At 55.4% G+C, this 16,680-nt stretch carries 23 protein-coding genes and 1 pseudogene; 4 read left to right on the top strand and 20 right to left on the bottom strand.

All coding sequences use genetic code 11. The features are described 5' to 3' along the window. Positions 1–30: 30 nt before the first annotated feature. Positions 31–396 (bottom strand): DUF7674 family protein, encoded by a 366-nt coding sequence (locus tag AC1PQG_RS13980; RefSeq protein WP_481123008.1) that lies wholly within the window; start codon positions 394–396, stop codon positions 31–33. 63 nt (positions 397–459) lie between these two features. Further along, positions 460–1,149, bottom strand: a complete 690-nt coding sequence (locus AC1PQG_RS13975) for a hypothetical protein (protein WP_481118453.1) — start codon at positions 1,147–1,149, stop codon at positions 460–462. A gap of 98 nt (positions 1,150–1,247) precedes the next feature. Between AC1PQG_RS13975 and AC1PQG_RS13970 the strand changes: the two genes are divergently transcribed. Continuing rightward, positions 1,248–2,195 (top strand): IS5 family transposase, encoded by a 948-nt coding sequence (locus AC1PQG_RS13970; RefSeq protein WP_481118452.1) that lies wholly within the window; start codon positions 1,248–1,250, stop codon positions 2,193–2,195. 220 nt (positions 2,196–2,415) lie between these two features. Here the strand turns inward: AC1PQG_RS13970 and AC1PQG_RS13965 are convergent, their stop codons facing one another. The 4 genes from AC1PQG_RS13965 to AC1PQG_RS13950 all read right to left on the bottom strand — a co-directional run bounded on the left by AC1PQG_RS13965 (position 2,416) and on the right by AC1PQG_RS13950 (position 4,476). Beyond that, a complete protein-coding gene (locus AC1PQG_RS13965; protein WP_481118451.1) occupies positions 2,416–2,805 on the bottom strand; it encodes a hypothetical protein in 390 nt (129 codons plus the stop codon). Between the two features lie 89 nt (positions 2,806–2,894). Next, on the bottom strand, positions 2,895–3,257 hold the full coding sequence (locus tag AC1PQG_RS13960) for a hypothetical protein (protein ID WP_481118450.1): 363 nt from the start codon (positions 3,255–3,257) through the stop codon (positions 2,895–2,897). 103 nt (positions 3,258–3,360) lie between these two features. Then, positions 3,361–3,768, bottom strand: coding sequence for a hypothetical protein (locus AC1PQG_RS13955; protein ID WP_481118449.1), 408 nt, complete (start codon positions 3,766–3,768; stop codon positions 3,361–3,363). Between the two features lie 84 nt (positions 3,769–3,852). Beyond that, positions 3,853–4,476 carry a hypothetical protein gene (locus AC1PQG_RS13950; protein ID WP_481118448.1) on the bottom strand — a complete coding sequence of 208 codons (624 nt, stop codon included), beginning with the start codon at positions 4,474–4,476 and terminating at the stop codon, positions 3,853–3,855. A gap of 1,005 nt (positions 4,477–5,481) precedes the next feature. Between AC1PQG_RS13950 and AC1PQG_RS13945 the strand changes: the two genes are divergently transcribed. Beyond that, positions 5,482–5,769, top strand: a complete 288-nt coding sequence (locus AC1PQG_RS13945) for a hypothetical protein (protein WP_481118447.1) — start codon at positions 5,482–5,484, stop codon at positions 5,767–5,769. A gap of 612 nt (positions 5,770–6,381) precedes the next feature. On the opposite strand, the gene AC1PQG_RS13940 is transcribed toward AC1PQG_RS13945, so the two are convergent. The 7 genes and pseudogenes from AC1PQG_RS13940 to AC1PQG_RS13910 form a co-directional block, all read right to left on the bottom strand. After that, positions 6,382–6,789 (bottom strand): hypothetical protein, encoded by a 408-nt coding sequence (locus tag AC1PQG_RS13940; protein ID WP_481118446.1) that lies wholly within the window; start codon positions 6,787–6,789, stop codon positions 6,382–6,384. A 124-nt stretch (positions 6,790–6,913) separates the two neighbouring features. Continuing rightward, positions 6,914–7,069, bottom strand: coding sequence for a hypothetical protein (locus AC1PQG_RS13935; RefSeq protein WP_481118445.1), 156 nt, complete (start codon positions 7,067–7,069; stop codon positions 6,914–6,916). Between the two features lie 170 nt (positions 7,070–7,239). Continuing rightward, complete coding sequence (locus tag AC1PQG_RS13930; protein WP_481118444.1) at positions 7,240–7,635, bottom strand: hypothetical protein; 396 nt, start codon at positions 7,633–7,635, stop codon at positions 7,240–7,242. A 481-nt stretch (positions 7,636–8,116) separates the two neighbouring features. Beyond that, complete coding sequence (locus AC1PQG_RS13925) at positions 8,117–8,455, bottom strand: hypothetical protein (RefSeq protein WP_481118443.1); 339 nt, start codon at positions 8,453–8,455, stop codon at positions 8,117–8,119. Between the two features lie 300 nt (positions 8,456–8,755). Next, positions 8,756–9,590 (bottom strand): annotated as a pseudogene (locus tag AC1PQG_RS13920) (IS110 family RNA-guided transposase). A gap of 145 nt (positions 9,591–9,735) precedes the next feature. Then, entirely contained in the window at positions 9,736–10,137 is a 402-nt protein-coding gene (locus tag AC1PQG_RS13915; RefSeq protein ID WP_481118442.1) for a hypothetical protein, read from the bottom strand. 77 nt (positions 10,138–10,214) lie between these two features. Next, on the bottom strand, positions 10,215–10,439 hold the full coding sequence (locus AC1PQG_RS13910) for a DUF3658 domain-containing protein (protein ID WP_481118441.1): 225 nt from the start codon (positions 10,437–10,439) through the stop codon (positions 10,215–10,217). A 170-nt stretch (positions 10,440–10,609) separates the two neighbouring features. On the opposite strand from AC1PQG_RS13910, the gene AC1PQG_RS13905 reads away from it, so the two are divergent. Further along, positions 10,610–10,807 carry a hypothetical protein gene (locus AC1PQG_RS13905; protein ID WP_481118440.1) on the top strand — a complete coding sequence of 66 codons (198 nt, stop codon included), beginning with the start codon at positions 10,610–10,612 and terminating at the stop codon, positions 10,805–10,807. 435 nt (positions 10,808–11,242) lie between these two features. Here AC1PQG_RS13905 and AC1PQG_RS13900 read toward each other — a convergent pair whose 3' ends face one another. Both AC1PQG_RS13900 and AC1PQG_RS13895 read right to left on the bottom strand, forming a co-directional pair. Further along, positions 11,243–11,551: a hypothetical protein gene (locus AC1PQG_RS13900; RefSeq protein ID WP_481118439.1), complete on the bottom strand. Its 309-nt coding sequence runs from the start codon at positions 11,549–11,551 to the stop codon at positions 11,243–11,245. A gap of 114 nt (positions 11,552–11,665) precedes the next feature. Further along, positions 11,666–12,211, bottom strand: coding sequence for a hypothetical protein (locus AC1PQG_RS13895; RefSeq protein ID WP_481118438.1), 546 nt, complete (start codon positions 12,209–12,211; stop codon positions 11,666–11,668). Positions 12,212–12,832: 621 nt separating this feature from the next. On the opposite strand from AC1PQG_RS13895, the gene AC1PQG_RS13890 reads away from it, so the two are divergent. Then, entirely contained in the window at positions 12,833–13,120 is a 288-nt protein-coding gene (locus AC1PQG_RS13890) for a hypothetical protein (protein ID WP_481118437.1), read from the top strand. 275 nt (positions 13,121–13,395) lie between these two features. Here AC1PQG_RS13890 and AC1PQG_RS13885 read toward each other — a convergent pair whose 3' ends face one another. The 5 genes from AC1PQG_RS13885 to AC1PQG_RS13865 form a co-directional block, all read right to left on the bottom strand. Beyond that, positions 13,396–13,683 carry a hypothetical protein gene (locus AC1PQG_RS13885; RefSeq protein ID WP_481118436.1) on the bottom strand — a complete coding sequence of 96 codons (288 nt, stop codon included), beginning with the start codon at positions 13,681–13,683 and terminating at the stop codon, positions 13,396–13,398. Between the two features lie 10 nt (positions 13,684–13,693). After that, on the bottom strand, positions 13,694–14,410 hold the full coding sequence (locus tag AC1PQG_RS13880) for a hypothetical protein (protein WP_481118435.1): 717 nt from the start codon (positions 14,408–14,410) through the stop codon (positions 13,694–13,696). Positions 14,411–14,476: 66 nt separating this feature from the next. Next, complete coding sequence (locus AC1PQG_RS13875; protein ID WP_481118434.1) at positions 14,477–14,734, bottom strand: hypothetical protein; 258 nt, start codon at positions 14,732–14,734, stop codon at positions 14,477–14,479. A 63-nt stretch (positions 14,735–14,797) separates the two neighbouring features. Further along, positions 14,798–15,256 (bottom strand): hypothetical protein, encoded by a 459-nt coding sequence (locus AC1PQG_RS13870; protein ID WP_481118433.1) that lies wholly within the window; start codon positions 15,254–15,256, stop codon positions 14,798–14,800. Between the two features lie 165 nt (positions 15,257–15,421). Continuing rightward, positions 15,422–15,934, bottom strand: coding sequence for a hypothetical protein (locus AC1PQG_RS13865; RefSeq protein ID WP_481118432.1), 513 nt, complete (start codon positions 15,932–15,934; stop codon positions 15,422–15,424). Positions 15,935–16,680: the final 746 nt, after the last annotated feature.

The following is a 16,680-nucleotide window of genomic DNA, read 5'->3' as shown; positions in this document are numbered from 1 at the left end:
TGGCGTTTTTGCGTCCCATTGATGAGTTCGTTAAGGCTCGCGGTGATGGAAGTCAAGGTAGAGTCTTTGAAGGGGCGATGGGAGTTGTCGCCAATATGGCGCACATTTGACGTGTGGAATCTGCCAAAACAAGTTCTCGACAAATGCAACGTCGATGCAATTGCGAACGGACGGACTCGCGGTCGCAAACAAGCTGCTGACGTAGTTGAAGAGCGGAGCATGGATGCGAGCCTCAGCCTCTCTACTCATTTCTGCGTTGAGTGCATTCGCCAAGCTTTCAAACCACGAATAAGCGAACTCTGGATCAACGTCGCCAAAAAGACGGACGTGAAATTCATCAGCCTGTTCGTAAATGCTTGGGAACTCACCCCTGATGGCGTTGAATAGATCAATCACCGTTTCCACGTACAAAAGCCCTGACAGGTCGATGAAAATTCCTCGGAGCACATGGATTGGTTTTTACGTAGTTCCAGGTTTCGCTTCATGCTCTGCGTCATGGGCCAAGCGGCGGGAAGCGGCTAGCGAAATGTAGAAGTAGAACCAGAGGGAGCCAGGAATGGCATACCAGTACTGGCCGGTGGCAGCGGATAGCGCCACAAACACTGCGGCTACCACGGCGACAGCCAACAACCACCAATTGGCTTGTCGCGACCATGCGCGAGACAGCAGTTCGGCACGGTGAGGGCGGCGAAGAAACGCCAGGTGCGCGCCAGACCAAACCAGCAAGATCATAAGCAGAGCAGGTACGCCCATCAATGGAATGGCCATTGAGTCTGCCCAGTAAGGAAATTCGCCTCTGGCATACCCCTGCAATAGATCGAAGACGTAGGCGCTGACCGTTAGCAATGGTGCAGCGACGGCGAGCCCAAAGAATCCGGCGCGGGATTTAGGCGACTTGAGTTGTCGCCAACCGTGACGGAAAACAAGGAGAACACTGATCGATAGTCCAACCAAGGTGCCACCGTAATCCTGGAGTTGATACTTTGGCGTGAGCATTTCATCTCGGAGTGCCGAATACTCGTTGCTCTGGCCATCTGATAGAGCCATGTAGCGTTCCGTGAAGAGCGCTGCATCTTTGTATGGTGCAAGGGAACATGCGTAGCCGAGGAGGGCAGCGCCGACGAGCAGAAGGATGGCTGCGAGTTTCATGGTGACGAACGTGCTAGGGAATCCCTGATCAAGCCAGAAGCATAGCCTGGGCTTGGTAAAATTGCCGGCATTGCCGACAGACGAATTCACTGACACCCATGAGGCAAATCTCCTTTGCCAGGCTGGCCGAAGCCGGGAAGAAGCGGAAGACGAAACGCGAACGCTTCCTGGAAGAGATGGAAACGGTGGTGCCGTGGCCGGCGCTTGTGGCGCTGATCGAGCCGCACTACCCGAAGGCGGGCAAGGGGCGCCGACCGAGGGGCCTGGAGACCATGCTGCGCATCTACTTCATGCAGCAGTGGTTCAACCTCTCCGATCCCGGCATGGAAGACGCCCTCTACGACGTCGCCTGCATGCGGGCCTTCGCCCGGCTCGACCTGTTCGACGAGTCGATGCCGGACGAGACGACGATTCTGAAGTTCCGCCGGCTGCTGGAGAAGCATCAATTGACGGCGGCGATCATGAACGCCATCAACGACATCCTGGAACAGAAGGGCTTGCTGCTCAAGGGCAGCACCATGGTCGACGCCACCATCATCCATGCTCCGCCCTCGACCAAGAACGAGGCGAAGCAGCGCGATCCGGAAATACGCCAGACCAAGAAGGGCAACCAGTGGTATTTCGGCATGAAGGTTCATGTCGGCGCCCATGTGAACAGCGGCCTGGTCCATACCGTAGCGGTCACGGCTGCCAATGAAGCCGATGTGAGCCTGTTGCCGAACCTGCTGCGCGAAGATGACCGAGCCGTGTTCGGGGACAAGGGCTACGTCGACAACAGCCTGAAGCGGGCGGCCCGGAAGGCGGGTGTCTTCTGGGGCGTGGCGCTGAAATCCACTACCAAGCACCCGCTGACCGAAGCGAATAAGCGGTTCAACCACAAGATGTCCTCGGTCCGCAGCCGCGTGGAGCATCTCTTTCGGGTGATCAAGCGGCAATTCGGTTATACCAAGGTGCGCTACAAGGGCCTGGCGAAGAACGCGGCCCAGGTCTTCACCCTGGTTGGGCTGACCAATCTTTATCTGGCGAGGCGAGCCATGCTGACGTAAGCGGGATAGGTGCGCCCGCCGCGCTCCCAAAGGGCACCACCGGGAATCGAAAGCCCGGAAATCGGCGGGAAATTGGCACTTTCGTTGTCGCATCATGAAAAATCTGGCTTCGGCCGGACAAGTCGCCTCGTTTATTGAGGCTTGTTCAGAGATTCCTTAATGGGCCGCCCAACGTGACGATTAACCGGCGCGCGTCAGCGCGTCCGTGTTGAATTAATGGCTAGGGCATATGTAGAATGGATTTTGCAACACCCGCTATGACTCCGGCAGTCAGGCCAAAGGCACAAAGGGTTGCTCCAATAGCAGCAGCCCGCTTGCTACCAACCGCATTCCCATCTTGATCCAGCGCGCGACTTCCGAGGTAGGCGCTCGCCATCAGCGCTTCCAAAAGAATTGAAATTCCGACGTTGACCACGATTGGCAAATCCAATGGAAGTATCTTCCTAAGAACTCCGAGTATCACTGTTCCGGGAAGGAGCAACGCCGCAAAGATAAAACTGTGCTTCCAAGAGATCTTCGATCTTTTCACAAGATACCCAGCAGATTTCACCAGGGCACCGACAAGGAAGACTACCAGGATCAAGACAACTAAAAGGATTACGATATTCACATTGTTCCTAACGTTGGACGTAATGGGCGCCGGAGCGCAGCGGAGGGAACCAAACTGCGCGGCAGTTTGGCGTCCCGTTGACGGACTTGTTAGAGGGCACGCGCGGCCTCAGCAAAGACCTCATGGCAACCAGTTTCGTCCAGGAAAATTCGGTAGTGATGAAGCTCGCCATACGGTTTTACAGCCGAGGTGTCGGCCACCACGTATTGCGCAAGGGCTTCCTGAGGCGGAATTTCGACAAGGCGAAAATATGCTTGTTGAACCCACGATGCAGGGCAGTTGTGCAGCTGCGTGTAACGATGCCAGCGGACTCGGCGAAACGCGATTGCGAAAGCCGGTGACTCCGCAACGAGTATTTTGAGCGTCGCATCGCCTCCGGCCATGTTGAACTCACAGCTTTCGTACTGACCCGTATCGAAAGGTGGCAATTCCAGAACGGGTTTCGGTGTCACGACCTTGCCCTCTAACGTTTGACGTGAGGGGACGCCGTAGCGGCGAAGCCGCGAAGGGAACCTGCAAGGCGGTCCCTTACGACGGAATTGTTAGGCGGAAATTTCATTGGTTTCTTTGCCCGACTTCTAGCTCTTCTTCGTGACAGTAAAACAGGACTGTTCGTTCTAAATTGTGGAAGACAACGGCATCATCTCTACTAGGGACGAACAGATCTTTCCAGTTTTGGAGAAATTTCTCAGCTTCTACGACGCAAGCTTCTGTGTCGCTGTACACGATCTGAATCGTGCCTTCGCTATTGATACGATTCTTTAGCCACTGATCTGCTACTGAGTAGCTCTCGATAACAATGCGGTCAATGGCAGAGACGGTTTCTTCGTTGAGCCCATACCTCTTTGTGCTGCTGAAACTCAGGGCGTATTCGTAGGCATGCTTTGCATGCTTTGCATGCTCTGCGCTCAGCCAACGAGCCTGCATGCCGAGAGCCTCATATTCTTGCTGGCGCATATGCACGGACATAAGCCTAACGTTTGAATTCACCGGCCTGCGCTGCTTTTCGCGCAGGTCCGGTGGAATGATGGGTTGGGCGTCGCGGGTTCATTCGGCGATGGCTGCAGACACATCGACGGCGACGATCTCTCGTTCGAGAAATATAGCAACTGCAACATCGTGCTTTGGTGGTGTTGAGTGACCTAGGGAGCCGTGCAGCACTGACAGCCGGTTACCATGGAGCGTGACGGTAAAGCCCCCAGTACCATCGAAATATGCCTGGGCCTTGACCAAGTATGGGTGAAGCTCAGGCGACAACGCCCGTGTGTAGCGGGCAAGGTCGCGATGTGCTGTTGCGTCTTTGAGCATCCAACCGCGGCTGCTCACAAAAAACGGCATAGCTGCCTCGGTTTCACGCCTTTTCGCGTAAGCATCCGCAGCTGATGCCTGAGCGGACAGCATTTGCTGCATATCGAGCTTCGCTTGCGGCAGAAGCGCCTTAAGAGATGTACCGGACAGGGGGACGAAATCCTTTTTTCCAAGTAAGCCAAGCGCATGGGCTTGACCTTCGTCCGGGACTCGGAAGATCCTCGACTGGAAGATTGGTACTTCTGCTGAATCGAAGCTATTTCCGCCGAACATAACTGGCCCCGCCTGACTGAACGCGGAACGCGCGAATGCCACGAGGATGAGCAGCAATAGAGCTTGACCGAAACGTGGCGGAAATTTCATAGGAGCGACGCCCAACGTTTAAATTCAGCGGCCGCCGAATGCCATGTTAGGTTTTTGATTGCTTACGGAGATCATTGAAGTAAGACTTTCTCATGTGCCTAGGATAGCTTGGATGGGTAGCGAAGATGCTTTCCGAGAATTTTTGTTCGACGTAGATTTTGTCGATTTCTTGTTTGGAAATATTTGTCTTTCCCGCTCTGCGAGCGTGGACGGCCATTCTGTGTAGCCCACAGAAAATGGCCCAAACCATTACTTGGTGCCATTCGCTCCAATGACGAGCGTGATCTTCAGCTTCGTTCCAACACTTGGACAAGGTGGGGAAATACCCGCCATTGCCTTCTCGTAGCTCACCGTCCGAGATATAAATAGTAGATGGCCAAAACCGAGAAGCCTCCCGAAAAGCCTTGCTGAACCTCATTGGTACATTTGGTGAAACCTAACGTGAAGTCGACGACAAATGTCGCCAAGAGCAGCTTATACGACAGTCGTCTAAGCTGCCGAACCCATTCAAGTCCCTGTTTTCAAAAACATCGATCACTGAAAATCCTCACGTGTTGTCGTCTTCGTCTTTCCACATATGTAGAGCTGGATTGAGCCATGGGGCGTTGCTGGCGCTCCGTCTTCATAAAGGCGTCAGTAACAAGGACTACAACCCGTCATCATCCGCCCTATCTCACGTCTGCTGATTGTCAGCATAATGGCATATAGCTCTCCGGCGTCACTATGCACTGCGTCACTCGCGTGCTTCTCCACGGACTGCTTTGCCGCTCCATCAATCGTTCTACTTGACGGTCATCCAGCACTGCTTTGCCCGGTATTCCTACCCCCGCACGGTTCCGCCGCCCACCGTGAGAAGTGGGTTGTGGAGATGCAAATCGCAGCAAAGGAGCAACACCTCATGACCATTCACGCCGAAGGGCGCGCAGACGTGCGCGTGCCGATTGCATCTGTTTCTTTCGCTTCACATTCAGCTCATTCGTCGCACGTGACGAGGAGGGCCAGGGCATGAGCACGCCGATGCGCTTTCCCGCCCCCGCGAGCCCGATTTATGTTCTTGCCAGCACGGCTGACGCGCTCGCCCTCACTGATCAACTCACCGCACGACAGGCTCAACTACAAGCGCTCCTTGCGATGACCCATGGCAACGCGGGGGATGTCTTCCGGCGTATGGATGTAGATTGCCAGGAGAACTACCTGTGGGCCTGCGCGATGAGTGCGGGGGAGCTGCGGGAACTGATGGAGGCGATTCAGACGAGGTGGCGTGAAGAGAGGGCCGTGCACATCAAGGAGTGATGGCGGAAATTCATGTTGCCGCCCCCTTGAACATCGAGCGCTCGGCAACTTCTTGATAGCAGCCGGCAACATGCTGCGTTCACCCGGCAGGCAAGCATGTTGCCGGGTGAACACTCAATACGCTGATACTTGAAGCTCCGTGGTGAACATCGAATCTTGAAACTGCCGTATAACAAGTTGACGTCGTAATGATTAATGTTGCGACGTCAACTTGTTTCGTGGACGGCGGTATGTGACAGGAAGGTCCTTGGAGATTTGTTAAGTTTCGATGCGCTAGCCATTGCAGCCTCCGGCCTCAGCGCGGTTGGCAAGTTGTCCCTGAGGGTCTTCGTTGCCGCATGATGAGCGAGGGACGTAGGTCACGATCACAACTGCGGCCACGACGGGAACAAACAAGACCTTCCAAGCGGGGCCGACCCTGCTAACCAGAACAAGGTAGACGGCGGGGAGTCCCGCGGCAATTCGGCCGAGCCACCAAACATACTCGGCATTAAGAACTTGCGCGATAGCAAGGCCACCGATCGAGACGGCTGGAGCCAAGACCAGCAAGGCGCCCGCGAAAGCGAACCATCATTCCCATCGATTTTTGGGGCGCCAGATTTTCATTGAAACCTAACGTGGAGGTGAGCGGCGCGGCGCCGCGCCGCCTTTTGGCGAAGCGCCCGGCGACCCGCAGGGACAGGGGTTCGCTCGCGCATGAGTTGCCAGCTTTAGCACAAGGAGAGGGAGCAGAAAGCCGAGTATCGGGAAGACAAGAAATGAGAGCGTCACCAACGCTTGATACTCATTGAGCGGGAGATTGCCCATAGCAATCCATGAGACCACAGCACCACCAATGGCACCTAAAAATGCAGCGATCCTCCCCATGAGAGCAATACGACGAACAGCGAAAATTGCCGAGCTGAGAATGACAATTGCGCCCTGCCCAAAAAACAGGATTACAGCTTCCTCACCATGGGCATAGGCCACAGAAGGAAAAGCCACAAGGACCAGCAGTAGATGCAAATGGCCGGGAGTCATTGGCAAGCCCTCACCTAAGTTAGCAGGCCGATGCAAAGAGCCCAGACCCCACGTCCAGCCTGATGTCCGTTGTTTGATCTCTCATGGTCTCATTTTCGAGATTGGATTCTACATTCCACGCAATTCATAGCGCATGCCTCCGGCGCATCTGCTTCTGCTCGAACACGGCACTGGCGGGGAGCTCGGGGTGGATGCGTCCCAGCCGCATCAGACGGGCATCGCCTACGTCCGCCCCAGCAAACTCATCCATCGCCCAACTCCCCTCAAGAATCATTGCCATGCCATCGTCGATGAAATGGTATGGCGGAAGAGCAAGGTATACCAGACTGAAGTGAAGGCTTGCTTCTGGTGTGCTGCAGGTCTCGGGGGAATGTCAATGGAGTTGTGTGGAACGGTATGGGGACTGGCGCGGCTTTATGCGCCAGGTCCCCTGCAACGAAGGGTTGGGCATCACGGCTTGACTCTCGGCACTTGAAGAATCCTCAACGCAGAAAACATAGCTTCGCGTGCAGCAAAGTAGAAGCCATTGCCACACGAATTAATTTCGTGCCAGCCAATGCTCTTGAGTGTGACCGAAAGACCAACCGGTACGCCTGCAAATTGATACATGGCATCCGTAATGCCCTCGACAACATACTCTTCAAGGTTTTCCTGGGGCCATTGCGCTTCAGATTGGAACGATGCGGACTCGCACCCGCCACTGACGTTAAGCACAACTTCCCCGGCCACAATACGACCACCGAAACCTTGCCAATATGAAAAATTGACCGCGAGCACCCCTCGCACTTGTGCCGGAGTGGCAACCGGATATCTTCTTGCCCAAGCCTCAGAGAGTGAGATTTTCATGACGCCCAACGTTTGAATTCAGTGGACGCCGAGGGCGGTCCGCTGGAATGACGGGTTGGGCGGCTTTACGCTAGAGAATTTCATAGCTCGCATGAGATTCGGTCCAGACACCTTGCCTCCGATCTTTCCAGGATTTGTTTTCTGGCACGAAGTCGCAGAGTTCAACATGCACTGTCTCTCTGCTAGCCCAAGAAGCCCCAACGTACCTGAGTTCAAGGACGACAATCTTTCCTGTGACGTTCTCGCACGAGATCGGCTCATTAAGCTCGATTACGGCAGCAGGCTGTTTGTTTTGTCCCTTGATGAACGTGACGCACGTTCCCGTTAACTCTTCCTTGCCATTTAGCCAACGGGGCTCCATGTCGTAGCCTCCGAAAAGCCGAACCCGATCCCCGGCTTGAAGGTTTCGACTAAAGACTGACGAGAGAAACAAGATCATTGTGCCGCCCAGCGACCGAAGGGAGCGGCTTTGACCGCAATGTTAGGTGGCATTGCTTGCCCCCTTGTTGGCAATGCCAAAGGCGTATGCCTGTAATGGCACCTCGGTTCCGTCTTCAAACAGGATGCGGCCGCCATCATCTATAAAGCCCTGCAATAAATCGAGTGCTAAAGAACTCGCTAAACAAAGCGAATGAAATGAGTCGATGCCCGTTGCATCAGCTAATTTCTGGTGCAGCGGAGTGAGTGAAACGGGGCAAGCCCAATCGTCTTGGCTGTATTTTGCTCGGAGAAATGGTGTGCCGATTTCAAGGTGAATAACAATTTCTTCCCCATCGGAGCGAATGCCGCGAAATTTGGTACTTGCTGTAATGGAGTCCATGATGTTCTCGCCACCTAACGTTATCTATGGACTCCCCCAATTTTGCAAGATGAACGTGCCGTTGATTTGGTGGACAAGCCTGCAGGAATCTATCCGGCCTACTATGGCACCCGTCGGCGCTGGCTCTGATGACATACGCACCACGGAAGCCTCATTAGGTTAACGGCCTGGCTTCAGCCAACAACGTTATCAGGCTCTTTTCGTGTCGGTTTGATCCGTCATCCCATCAACACTTTCGCTCGCAAACCTACGGTAGGGAAATCACGGGTACTGCAGTTGAAGATCCGCAGCCTGCCTTGTTCAGGCGGCTACCCGGTACTCGGTTCCCCGAGCCAGCATCGCCCAGATGATACGGGCATTCTTGGCCGCCAAGGCAACAGCAGCCACGTTGTTGCATGCTCTCGATTTCAAGGCTTCGGCCCAGCGGCTTTTCTTGTCTTCCTTGCCAGCCGTTAAGCGCAAGATCGATCTCGTGCCGTGAATCAGCAAGGTCCGCAGCACCACATCCCCTCGCTTGCTGATGGCGCCAAGCCGGGTTTTGCCGCCGCTGGAGTGTTGCCGGGGCGTGAGCCCCAACCAGGCGGCAAACTGCCGCCCGTTCTTGAAGGCTTGCGCGTTGCCTACGCTGGCGACCAGAGCCGTTGCCGAAATAGGGCCAATCCCCTCGATGGCCATCAGCCGTTGGGCGGCTTCGCTTTGCCGGGCCAAGGCCGCGCACCTGATTGATGAGGGCGGTGCGTTCCGAAACAGTCAGTGCACGGGCGCGATGAACCGCCAGGACGGCTTGTGCTTCTTCGCTCTTGACCGGAACGAAACGCATGTTGGGCCGACCCACGGCTTCGCAGATCGCTTCGGCATCGTTGGCGTCGTTCTTGCCGCTTTTGCGGTAGGGGCTGACGAATTGCGCCGCCATGAGCCGAGCATCGTGCCTCAGCTTAATCAGTTCCCAGGCCCAGTAGTGGGACCCGGCGCAGGCTTCGATGCCGACCAGACATGACGGCAGGCTGGCGAAGAAAGTCAGGACTTCACCGCGGGATAAGGTCTTCCTGCAGACCGCCTTGCCGTGACTATCTACTCCGTGGAGCTGGAAGACGGATTTGGCAATGTCGAGACCGATACAGACAATCTGTTTCATGTCACATCCTCCTGATGATCTCAGTCCCATGGCTACCTGGGCGTCAGTGTCATGCTATCGAGCGGGGGAGACCATTTCATTAGGTAACCGGCCTGCACGGCTTTTCGCGCGAGGTCCGGTTGACTGTAGGGTTGGGCCACATGCGCTACTCACACTGACCGCCTATTGCCGGAGCGAAGACAGCGACCACAAGGTTTCCCGCAACGGGCAGAAAGATAAGCGCAAGCGAAAACACTGTGCCAAGCAAGAAAGCCTGACGCCGGAACCCAAGGATATTCTTGGGATGCAGCCAACGTTCCGATAACGGGCCAAGAAAATAGCAGAGATTGGCCAAGCCAAGTCCGACAAGAAGCAGGATGCCGCCAACTGCAATGGAGAAGAGCGTGATTTCGAGGCACGGCAGACGGGCCGCGAATACCCAGCCGACGGCGACAAGACTCAGGAAGGAAGCGACGGCGCCAACCAGCAGCGCCAAGTTGTAACGCAAACGGCGTGCGGCCCACCACTGTGAGGCGGAGAGACCGACTTCGGTAGCGGTGCTGTTCATGGGGGCCAACGTTTGACATGAGCGGCCTTTGAACCGCCGCTCGATGGAAGTGTTAGGCCACACACTCACACCGCCAGCTAAGCAAGACGGATTTCACTTTCACGCCAGCGCTTAATATCTCCGGCCGCAGCAACCCGACCTGCGCGCACCAGAGCATATATACGCTTGGCGACTCTGTCGAATTCGTCGTCTCGCTCTGGCGACGCGATAGCTTTGCCAACGACCCCGATGACCATTGCAACCTTCTGCCACCTGTTACTGAGGCACGCAAGGATCGCGTCGTCAATCTCGGCACTGGTCATGTGGGGCCTAACGTACATGAGAGGCGCTTGGAGGCCGTAGGTCGGAAAGCGTCCTCTCGATGGACTACAAAAGGACTTCCCCCACCCACTTGGTGGGCTTGCCACCCGGCATCCAAGTGCCAAGATCGAATTGCTGAAGCTCAATCTGAACGGCGAGGAGGGAAGTCAAAATGGATACTACGACGGTTGGTGTGGATCTGGCAAAGAACGTCTTCGTGGCCTGTGTTGCGGATTGCGCCGGTCGGATCGTGGAGCGGCGGGAATTCAACCGGGTGGGTTTTCTGACCTGGCTCGGCACCTTGCCTGCGGGCACGATGATCGGCATGGAAGCGTGTGGCAGCGCCCACCACTGGGGCCGCACAGCATAACGTCTGGGCCTGGCACAGTCTGCGCGTGGGGTGGGTGGAGGAACGATCTGCCCGGCGTCGGGCTCATCACCGCCGACGCAGGTCAGACCGACCAGCAGAGCGCCTGGCTAACCTGATGGCGGATCAAAGAGGGAAACGGCTGATCCCTGTTTCCCTGATCCCGCCGATGAACGATTGAGGCCTGCTGGTGCGGTTAGTCGCATGGCCCCGGGGGTGAGACCCGATCAAGGCCGATTAGAGAGAGGCAGTCTGTCTGTCCGATCCGTCGCGTGTGTGCAGGCGTCAGGAAACAAGAGCAGGTAGGCAGGAAAGGAAAACCGGCCTGGCGGCCGGTCATTGGAAAATGGTGCTTGACGGGGAAGTCCTTAGAAAGGGTTAGGCGCCGATCGCTTCATTTGGCCTTGCATCGTGTACCGCAACTCAGCCACCGCTTCTTCACCCTTGTGCCCGCCGATCCTCCGCCGAAACTCGGGATGCAATTTGCAGGATGACCTGATCACCTTCATGGCACTGTGCCAGAAGGTAGTTTCCTGACCAATTGTCAAAGCCCGCGGCAATGCAGACGCCTTCCCGAACGAAAGACGGAAGGATGGCTTCATCAGCACCAAACACTGGCTTTCCAGCCTCAGCGAACCGGTGCCGCTTTAGCCACTCAACGGCGCTGAACCATTGCGCCGTATCGTAGGCCTCGAAAGTGAGCCAGTTGTGGCCATTTGCGGCGAGCGTGAGCAGAGGCGTTGTCATGAGGCGCCTAACGTTGGGTAGCCGGCCGCCGGAGCCACGCAGTGGCGGAGGGGATCGGCAAGCGCAGATTGACGACGGTCCGGTTGATCGCAGGGTTGGGCATCAGGCCGAAGATTACTGGAGTAGAGTCTTGAACTCCGGAGAGCGAACGATCTTACCGATGAGATTCTGAACAGTCGGCATATACGCTTCGGCAGTCTGCTTGCAGGCGGTATCGGCAACGAAGCCACTTTCAAATTCATAGTGCTCCATCGCAGCCATACTCTTTCCGTTTGAGGACTTCAAAGTTACATCGATGTCCCAAGAGCCGCCGGTGAGCCCGCGGGCGGATGAAAACTCCAGTCTATTGACGGTGCCACTCAGGATAACCCTTGGGTCTGCTGGAGCATGTGCCCCAGCAACCTTGAGCTCATCCTCAAGAGCCTTCTTGAGATACGCGGTGTGTGACATACCATCCGGCGGAGCGAGGGGCCCAGCAGCACGGCAATTCGTATTGAACGCGCCTGGGCCGGAAAATGACCCAACGGCTACGTTCGACGCACCAATCGATTTCAATGCCACATTGGTGTCAGCGTTTATTGCATATCTGGGTGTTGTGTAGGTAGAGCAGGCGGAGACGAAAATAGCGAACGGTAATACAGCTACCAACTTCTTAGACATATATCCTCCCGAAAGATACTACTGGTCAAAGAAATGAGGACAACGCTGATGATGCCCAGAGCGTGAAGTTGACGACTCCAAGCGTCAGCAACAGGTGGTCACAACCCTTCATCATCTGCCCTATCTCACGTCTGCTGATTGTCAGCATAATGGCATATGGCTCTCCGGCGTCACTATGCACTGCGTCACTCGCGTGCATCTCCACGGACTGCTTTGCCGCCCCTTCAATCGTTCCACTTGACGGTCGTCCAGCACTGGTTCGATACTCCACCGCATCACCTAGACAATGGTGATCGGGCGTGAGAACCCGGATTGCAAAGGCCGATGAAGGCCGCGTTTCGACGCGGCTTTTTCTTGTCGGAGCATGGCTGCGCCTGTCCAATGGCGGGCCGTGCGGGGCAGCCGCAAGGCTGGCCGGTTCCTTTGCCCGGTATTCTCACCCCCGCACGGTTCCGCCGCCCACCGTGAGAAGTGGGTTGTGGATATGCAAATCGCAGCAAAGGAGCAACACCTCATGACCATTCACGCCGAAGGGCGCGCAGACGTGCGCGTGCCGATTGCATCTGTTTCTTTCGCTTCACATTCAGCTCATTCGTCGCACGTGACGAGGAGGGCCAGGGCATGAGCACGCCGATGCGCTTTCCCGCCCCCGCGAGCCCGATTTATGTTCTTGCCAGCACGGCCGACGCGCTCGCCCTCACCGATCAACTCACCGCGCGACAGGCTCAACTACAAGCGCTCCTTGCGATGACCCATGGCAACGCGGGGGATGTCTTCCGGCGCATGGATATAGATTGTCAGGAGAACTACCTGTGGGCCTGCGCGATGATTGCGGGGGAGCTGCGGGAACTGATGGAGGCGATTCAGACGAGGTGGCGTGAAGAGAGGGCCGTGCACATCAAGGAGTGATGGCGGAAATGTTCATATTGCCGCCCCCTTGATCATCGAGCGCTCGGCAACTTCTTGATAGCAGCCGGCAACATGCTGCGTTCACCCGGCAGGCAAGCATGTTGCCGGGTGAACACTCAATACGCTGATACTTGAAGCTCCGTGGTGAACATCGAATCTTGAAACTGCCGTATAACAAGTTGACGTCGTAATGATTAATGTTGCGACGTCAACTTGTTTCGTGGACGGCGGTATGTGACAGGAAGGTCCTTGGCGATTTGTTAAGTTTCGATGCGCTAGCCATTGCAGCCTCCGGCCTCAGCGCGGTTGGCAAGTTGTCCCTGAGGCAACCGATCGAGACGGCTGGAGCCAAGACCAGCAAGGCGCCCGCGAAAGCGAACCATCATTCCCATCGATTTTTGGGGCGCCAGATTTTCATTGAAACCTAACGTGGAGGTGAGCGGCGCCGCGCCGCCTTTTTGAGCGGGAGATTGCTCATAGCAATCCATGAGGCCACAGCACCACCAATGGAACCCAAAATCGATCCAGCGCTCGCAAAAACTCTCGATTGCGTAGATATCCATTGGAAGCGCTCTAGCGTTTGACATAACTGGCGTCCGAGGGGCAAAGCCCGTTGGACGTCTGGTTGATTGAAGGGCTAGACCGCATCTCTACGACGATGCTTGGAAACTCGAGCTGCGCCGCGTCGCGTCTAGCAGCGACAGATTGATATGCAGGTATGCGGCGAAGCCACTGCACCCCGAAGTAGCCAATCAGAAAGGCCCCGCCGGCTTCTAAGAACCGCTGTGAAACCGCAAGCGACACGCCTATAGCGATAGTTGACAGGACTAGGAGCACTGGTGATCGCGAAAGCCAAAGTTCTCCTGGTGTTTTCTCTACTTGAAGCGCATGCGTGACCATTTCGTCGGGAAACTCTGTGTGGAAGGCGGTGTAGCTGTAGTTGCCTGGCGTGATTGTTCCGTCGGATCTGATATTGCGATTTGGTTTGAAGCCGGAGGACGTGGATTCGATTCCGCCGAAAGCGATATTTCCCTTCTCCGTGGTAAAGGTCCCGACCAGTTTGTCTTCGGCAAGACAATAACGCTGTACCTCTTGGGGGACCGACTCGTCTACGAACAAATGCAGCAAATACGCACCATCAGCGCCCGTCGGGAAACGAATCAGATGCTTGGACTCAGCAAGAGTGGCGACTGTCGACTCATTCGGCTTGTTGGACTGCGGCAACGCGTCAACATCAAATAGCGCCATCTCGGCTACGTCGGTTCCGGCAGGAAGGCGAAGGTGGGTCATGCGGTCTAACGTTGGAAATAGCCTGCCGCCGGAGCGCAGCTTTGGGCTGTTGGGTTGATTGAGATGTTAAATGTCATGGCCGAATAAAATGCCAAGAACATCAATCACCACCTTAGCCAAACCATATATGCAACCGAGAGCCATGCTCGAGAAAAGGACAGCCAAGGCCCAATAAGTGAATGGATTTTTACGGCGCTCACAAAACGACGAGCTATTAGTGTGGGCGATACGGCCTGTGCGCAATCCTGACACAACGGTGCCACCAAGCAGATAGACAAGCCCACCGCAAATCACGGTCACGATAAGCATTCGAAGTGCGTCCATTTGTTGACACCTAACGTCCTATCTTGACTGCAGCGCCGGCAGGCGGTCCCCTCGAAGCGATGGTTAAGGCGCATTTCTTTGCTCTCTCAATGCCGTTTTCACTTGTTGGAGCGCGGCGCGACCGTTCGCCAGCGACGATGAGTTGCCGCAGCTGTTCACAGAATAGAACCCTTTCTCTTTGGTAAGAAACAGCAAGTGTTCCTCCCCGGCGGACATGAGATAGCGCCCCGAGTCATTCTCGACTCTGACGATGATGATGTTCCGAGGTGCGCGGCCTTTCAGTTGTCGGGTTAGCTTGACGCCCCAGAGATGGGCCGTGACACCATCAGGGTCGCTTGCGTCTTCTTGAATTGGCTTTGCGCCGATGACCGTGCCAACGGCAATGAACATGGCAGAGCGGACTTCCGCATTAAGCGGAACGTGATACCCAGAAACAAATGTGTCGGGATTGAGGCAAACCGCCGAAGCCGAATGAGCAAGCGCCAATGCCATTAGAGCGAGGAAGCCGCGAGTGGTAGTCATTGACATCTACGTTCTAGGAGGCCGATGCAAGAAGCCCAGACCCCACGTCCAGCCTGCAGGTCCCGGAGGAATTTCAATGGAGTTGTGTGGAATGGAATGGAATGGAATGGAATGGAATAGAATAGGATGGGATGGTGTAAAGCATCTCCCCCGGATGTGCTCACACTATTTGTAGAAGCTGACAGAGCCGTCGGACTGCACAAACTGAGCTTTGCCAAAATTGCGTTTAATGATGTCGATTTGGGTGGATCTCATGTCGAGAAGTGCTCCTTGCTCTGTGCCAATTCTCATTTCCATCAGCACCTCGGCGCTCGCCGACTTCTTGTCAGGAGCGACAGAGATAGATTTGATGGTGTATTCGATGTTGGTGTAGAGCTCGTGTCCGACGGCGTCCTCCATTTGCTTCTTTGAGCGATAGAAGTCATCGACTGATGTGCAGGCGGCCGCTTTGCTGACGACCTCATTTACGGGCATTGCGCGGAATGTACTGCGGAACCTTCCATGCACATTATCGCTGAACATGTCGCACACGGCTTTGCCATCACCGCGATCGAAAGCGGATGCATAGTCTCTGTACAAGGCTTCAACATGCTCTGAGGTAACCTGTTTTCCTCCAATAGCTGCAAACCAGATGCCGTAGCCAGTACACGCTGCGATTGCAATGAATTTGATGTTCATATTTTTTGTCATCTTGTTCGAATGAGTTTGAGATCAAGAGTTGAGCGACCTGCGCGAATTGTCGCGTAGGTCGCCTCGAACTCAGGGTTATATTTTTTCCTCCGTGCGAATTAGAACCAACCGAAAACTCCCAAGACGGGAGGATAGGAGCCAGCATAGGAGAAGGTATAGAAAATAAGCACCACAGATCAGGCCCAAGGCTCCGCCAATAATGGGCGCAGCCTTGACGGCACCGATGAGGCCAAGAAAGAAACCGACAATCCCGCCAAGTAGACCACCGCATAGTGACGACGCGAGAGTGGCGAGGGTGCCTCGCCAAAAGAAGCTCCAGCAGATGCTCGCCTTGGATGAAAAGGAAAGTTCTTTGATGTTAATTGGATTCATATGAGGCCTGGAGTGATGAAAGTAAAAAATAGCCCGCGCGCAAACCTGGATTTATCCGTGGTAGTTGCCGGTACGTCACGGTATAGGCATCACCAGCAGGGAGTCACAACTTGTTGTCATTCCTTCGACTCTCGCTTTAGCGTGTTTTTTTAGCAGAATGGCATACCGCTCTCCGGTCTCACTATGCACTGCGTCACTCGCGTGCTTCTCTGCAGATTGCTCCGCCACCCGATCAGGCTCAGCTCCAGGCGCTTCTCGCGATGACGTATGGCAACGCAGGCGACGTCTTCCGGCGCATGGATGCGGATTGTCAGGAGAACTACCTGTGGGCTTGCGCGATGATCGCGGGGGAAATGTGTGAG

The organism is Zoogloea sp. GDB6, from assembly GCF_056724105.1.
The sequence above is the reverse complement of the archived record's forward strand: the minus strand, read 5'-3'. Positions and strand labels throughout refer to the sequence as shown.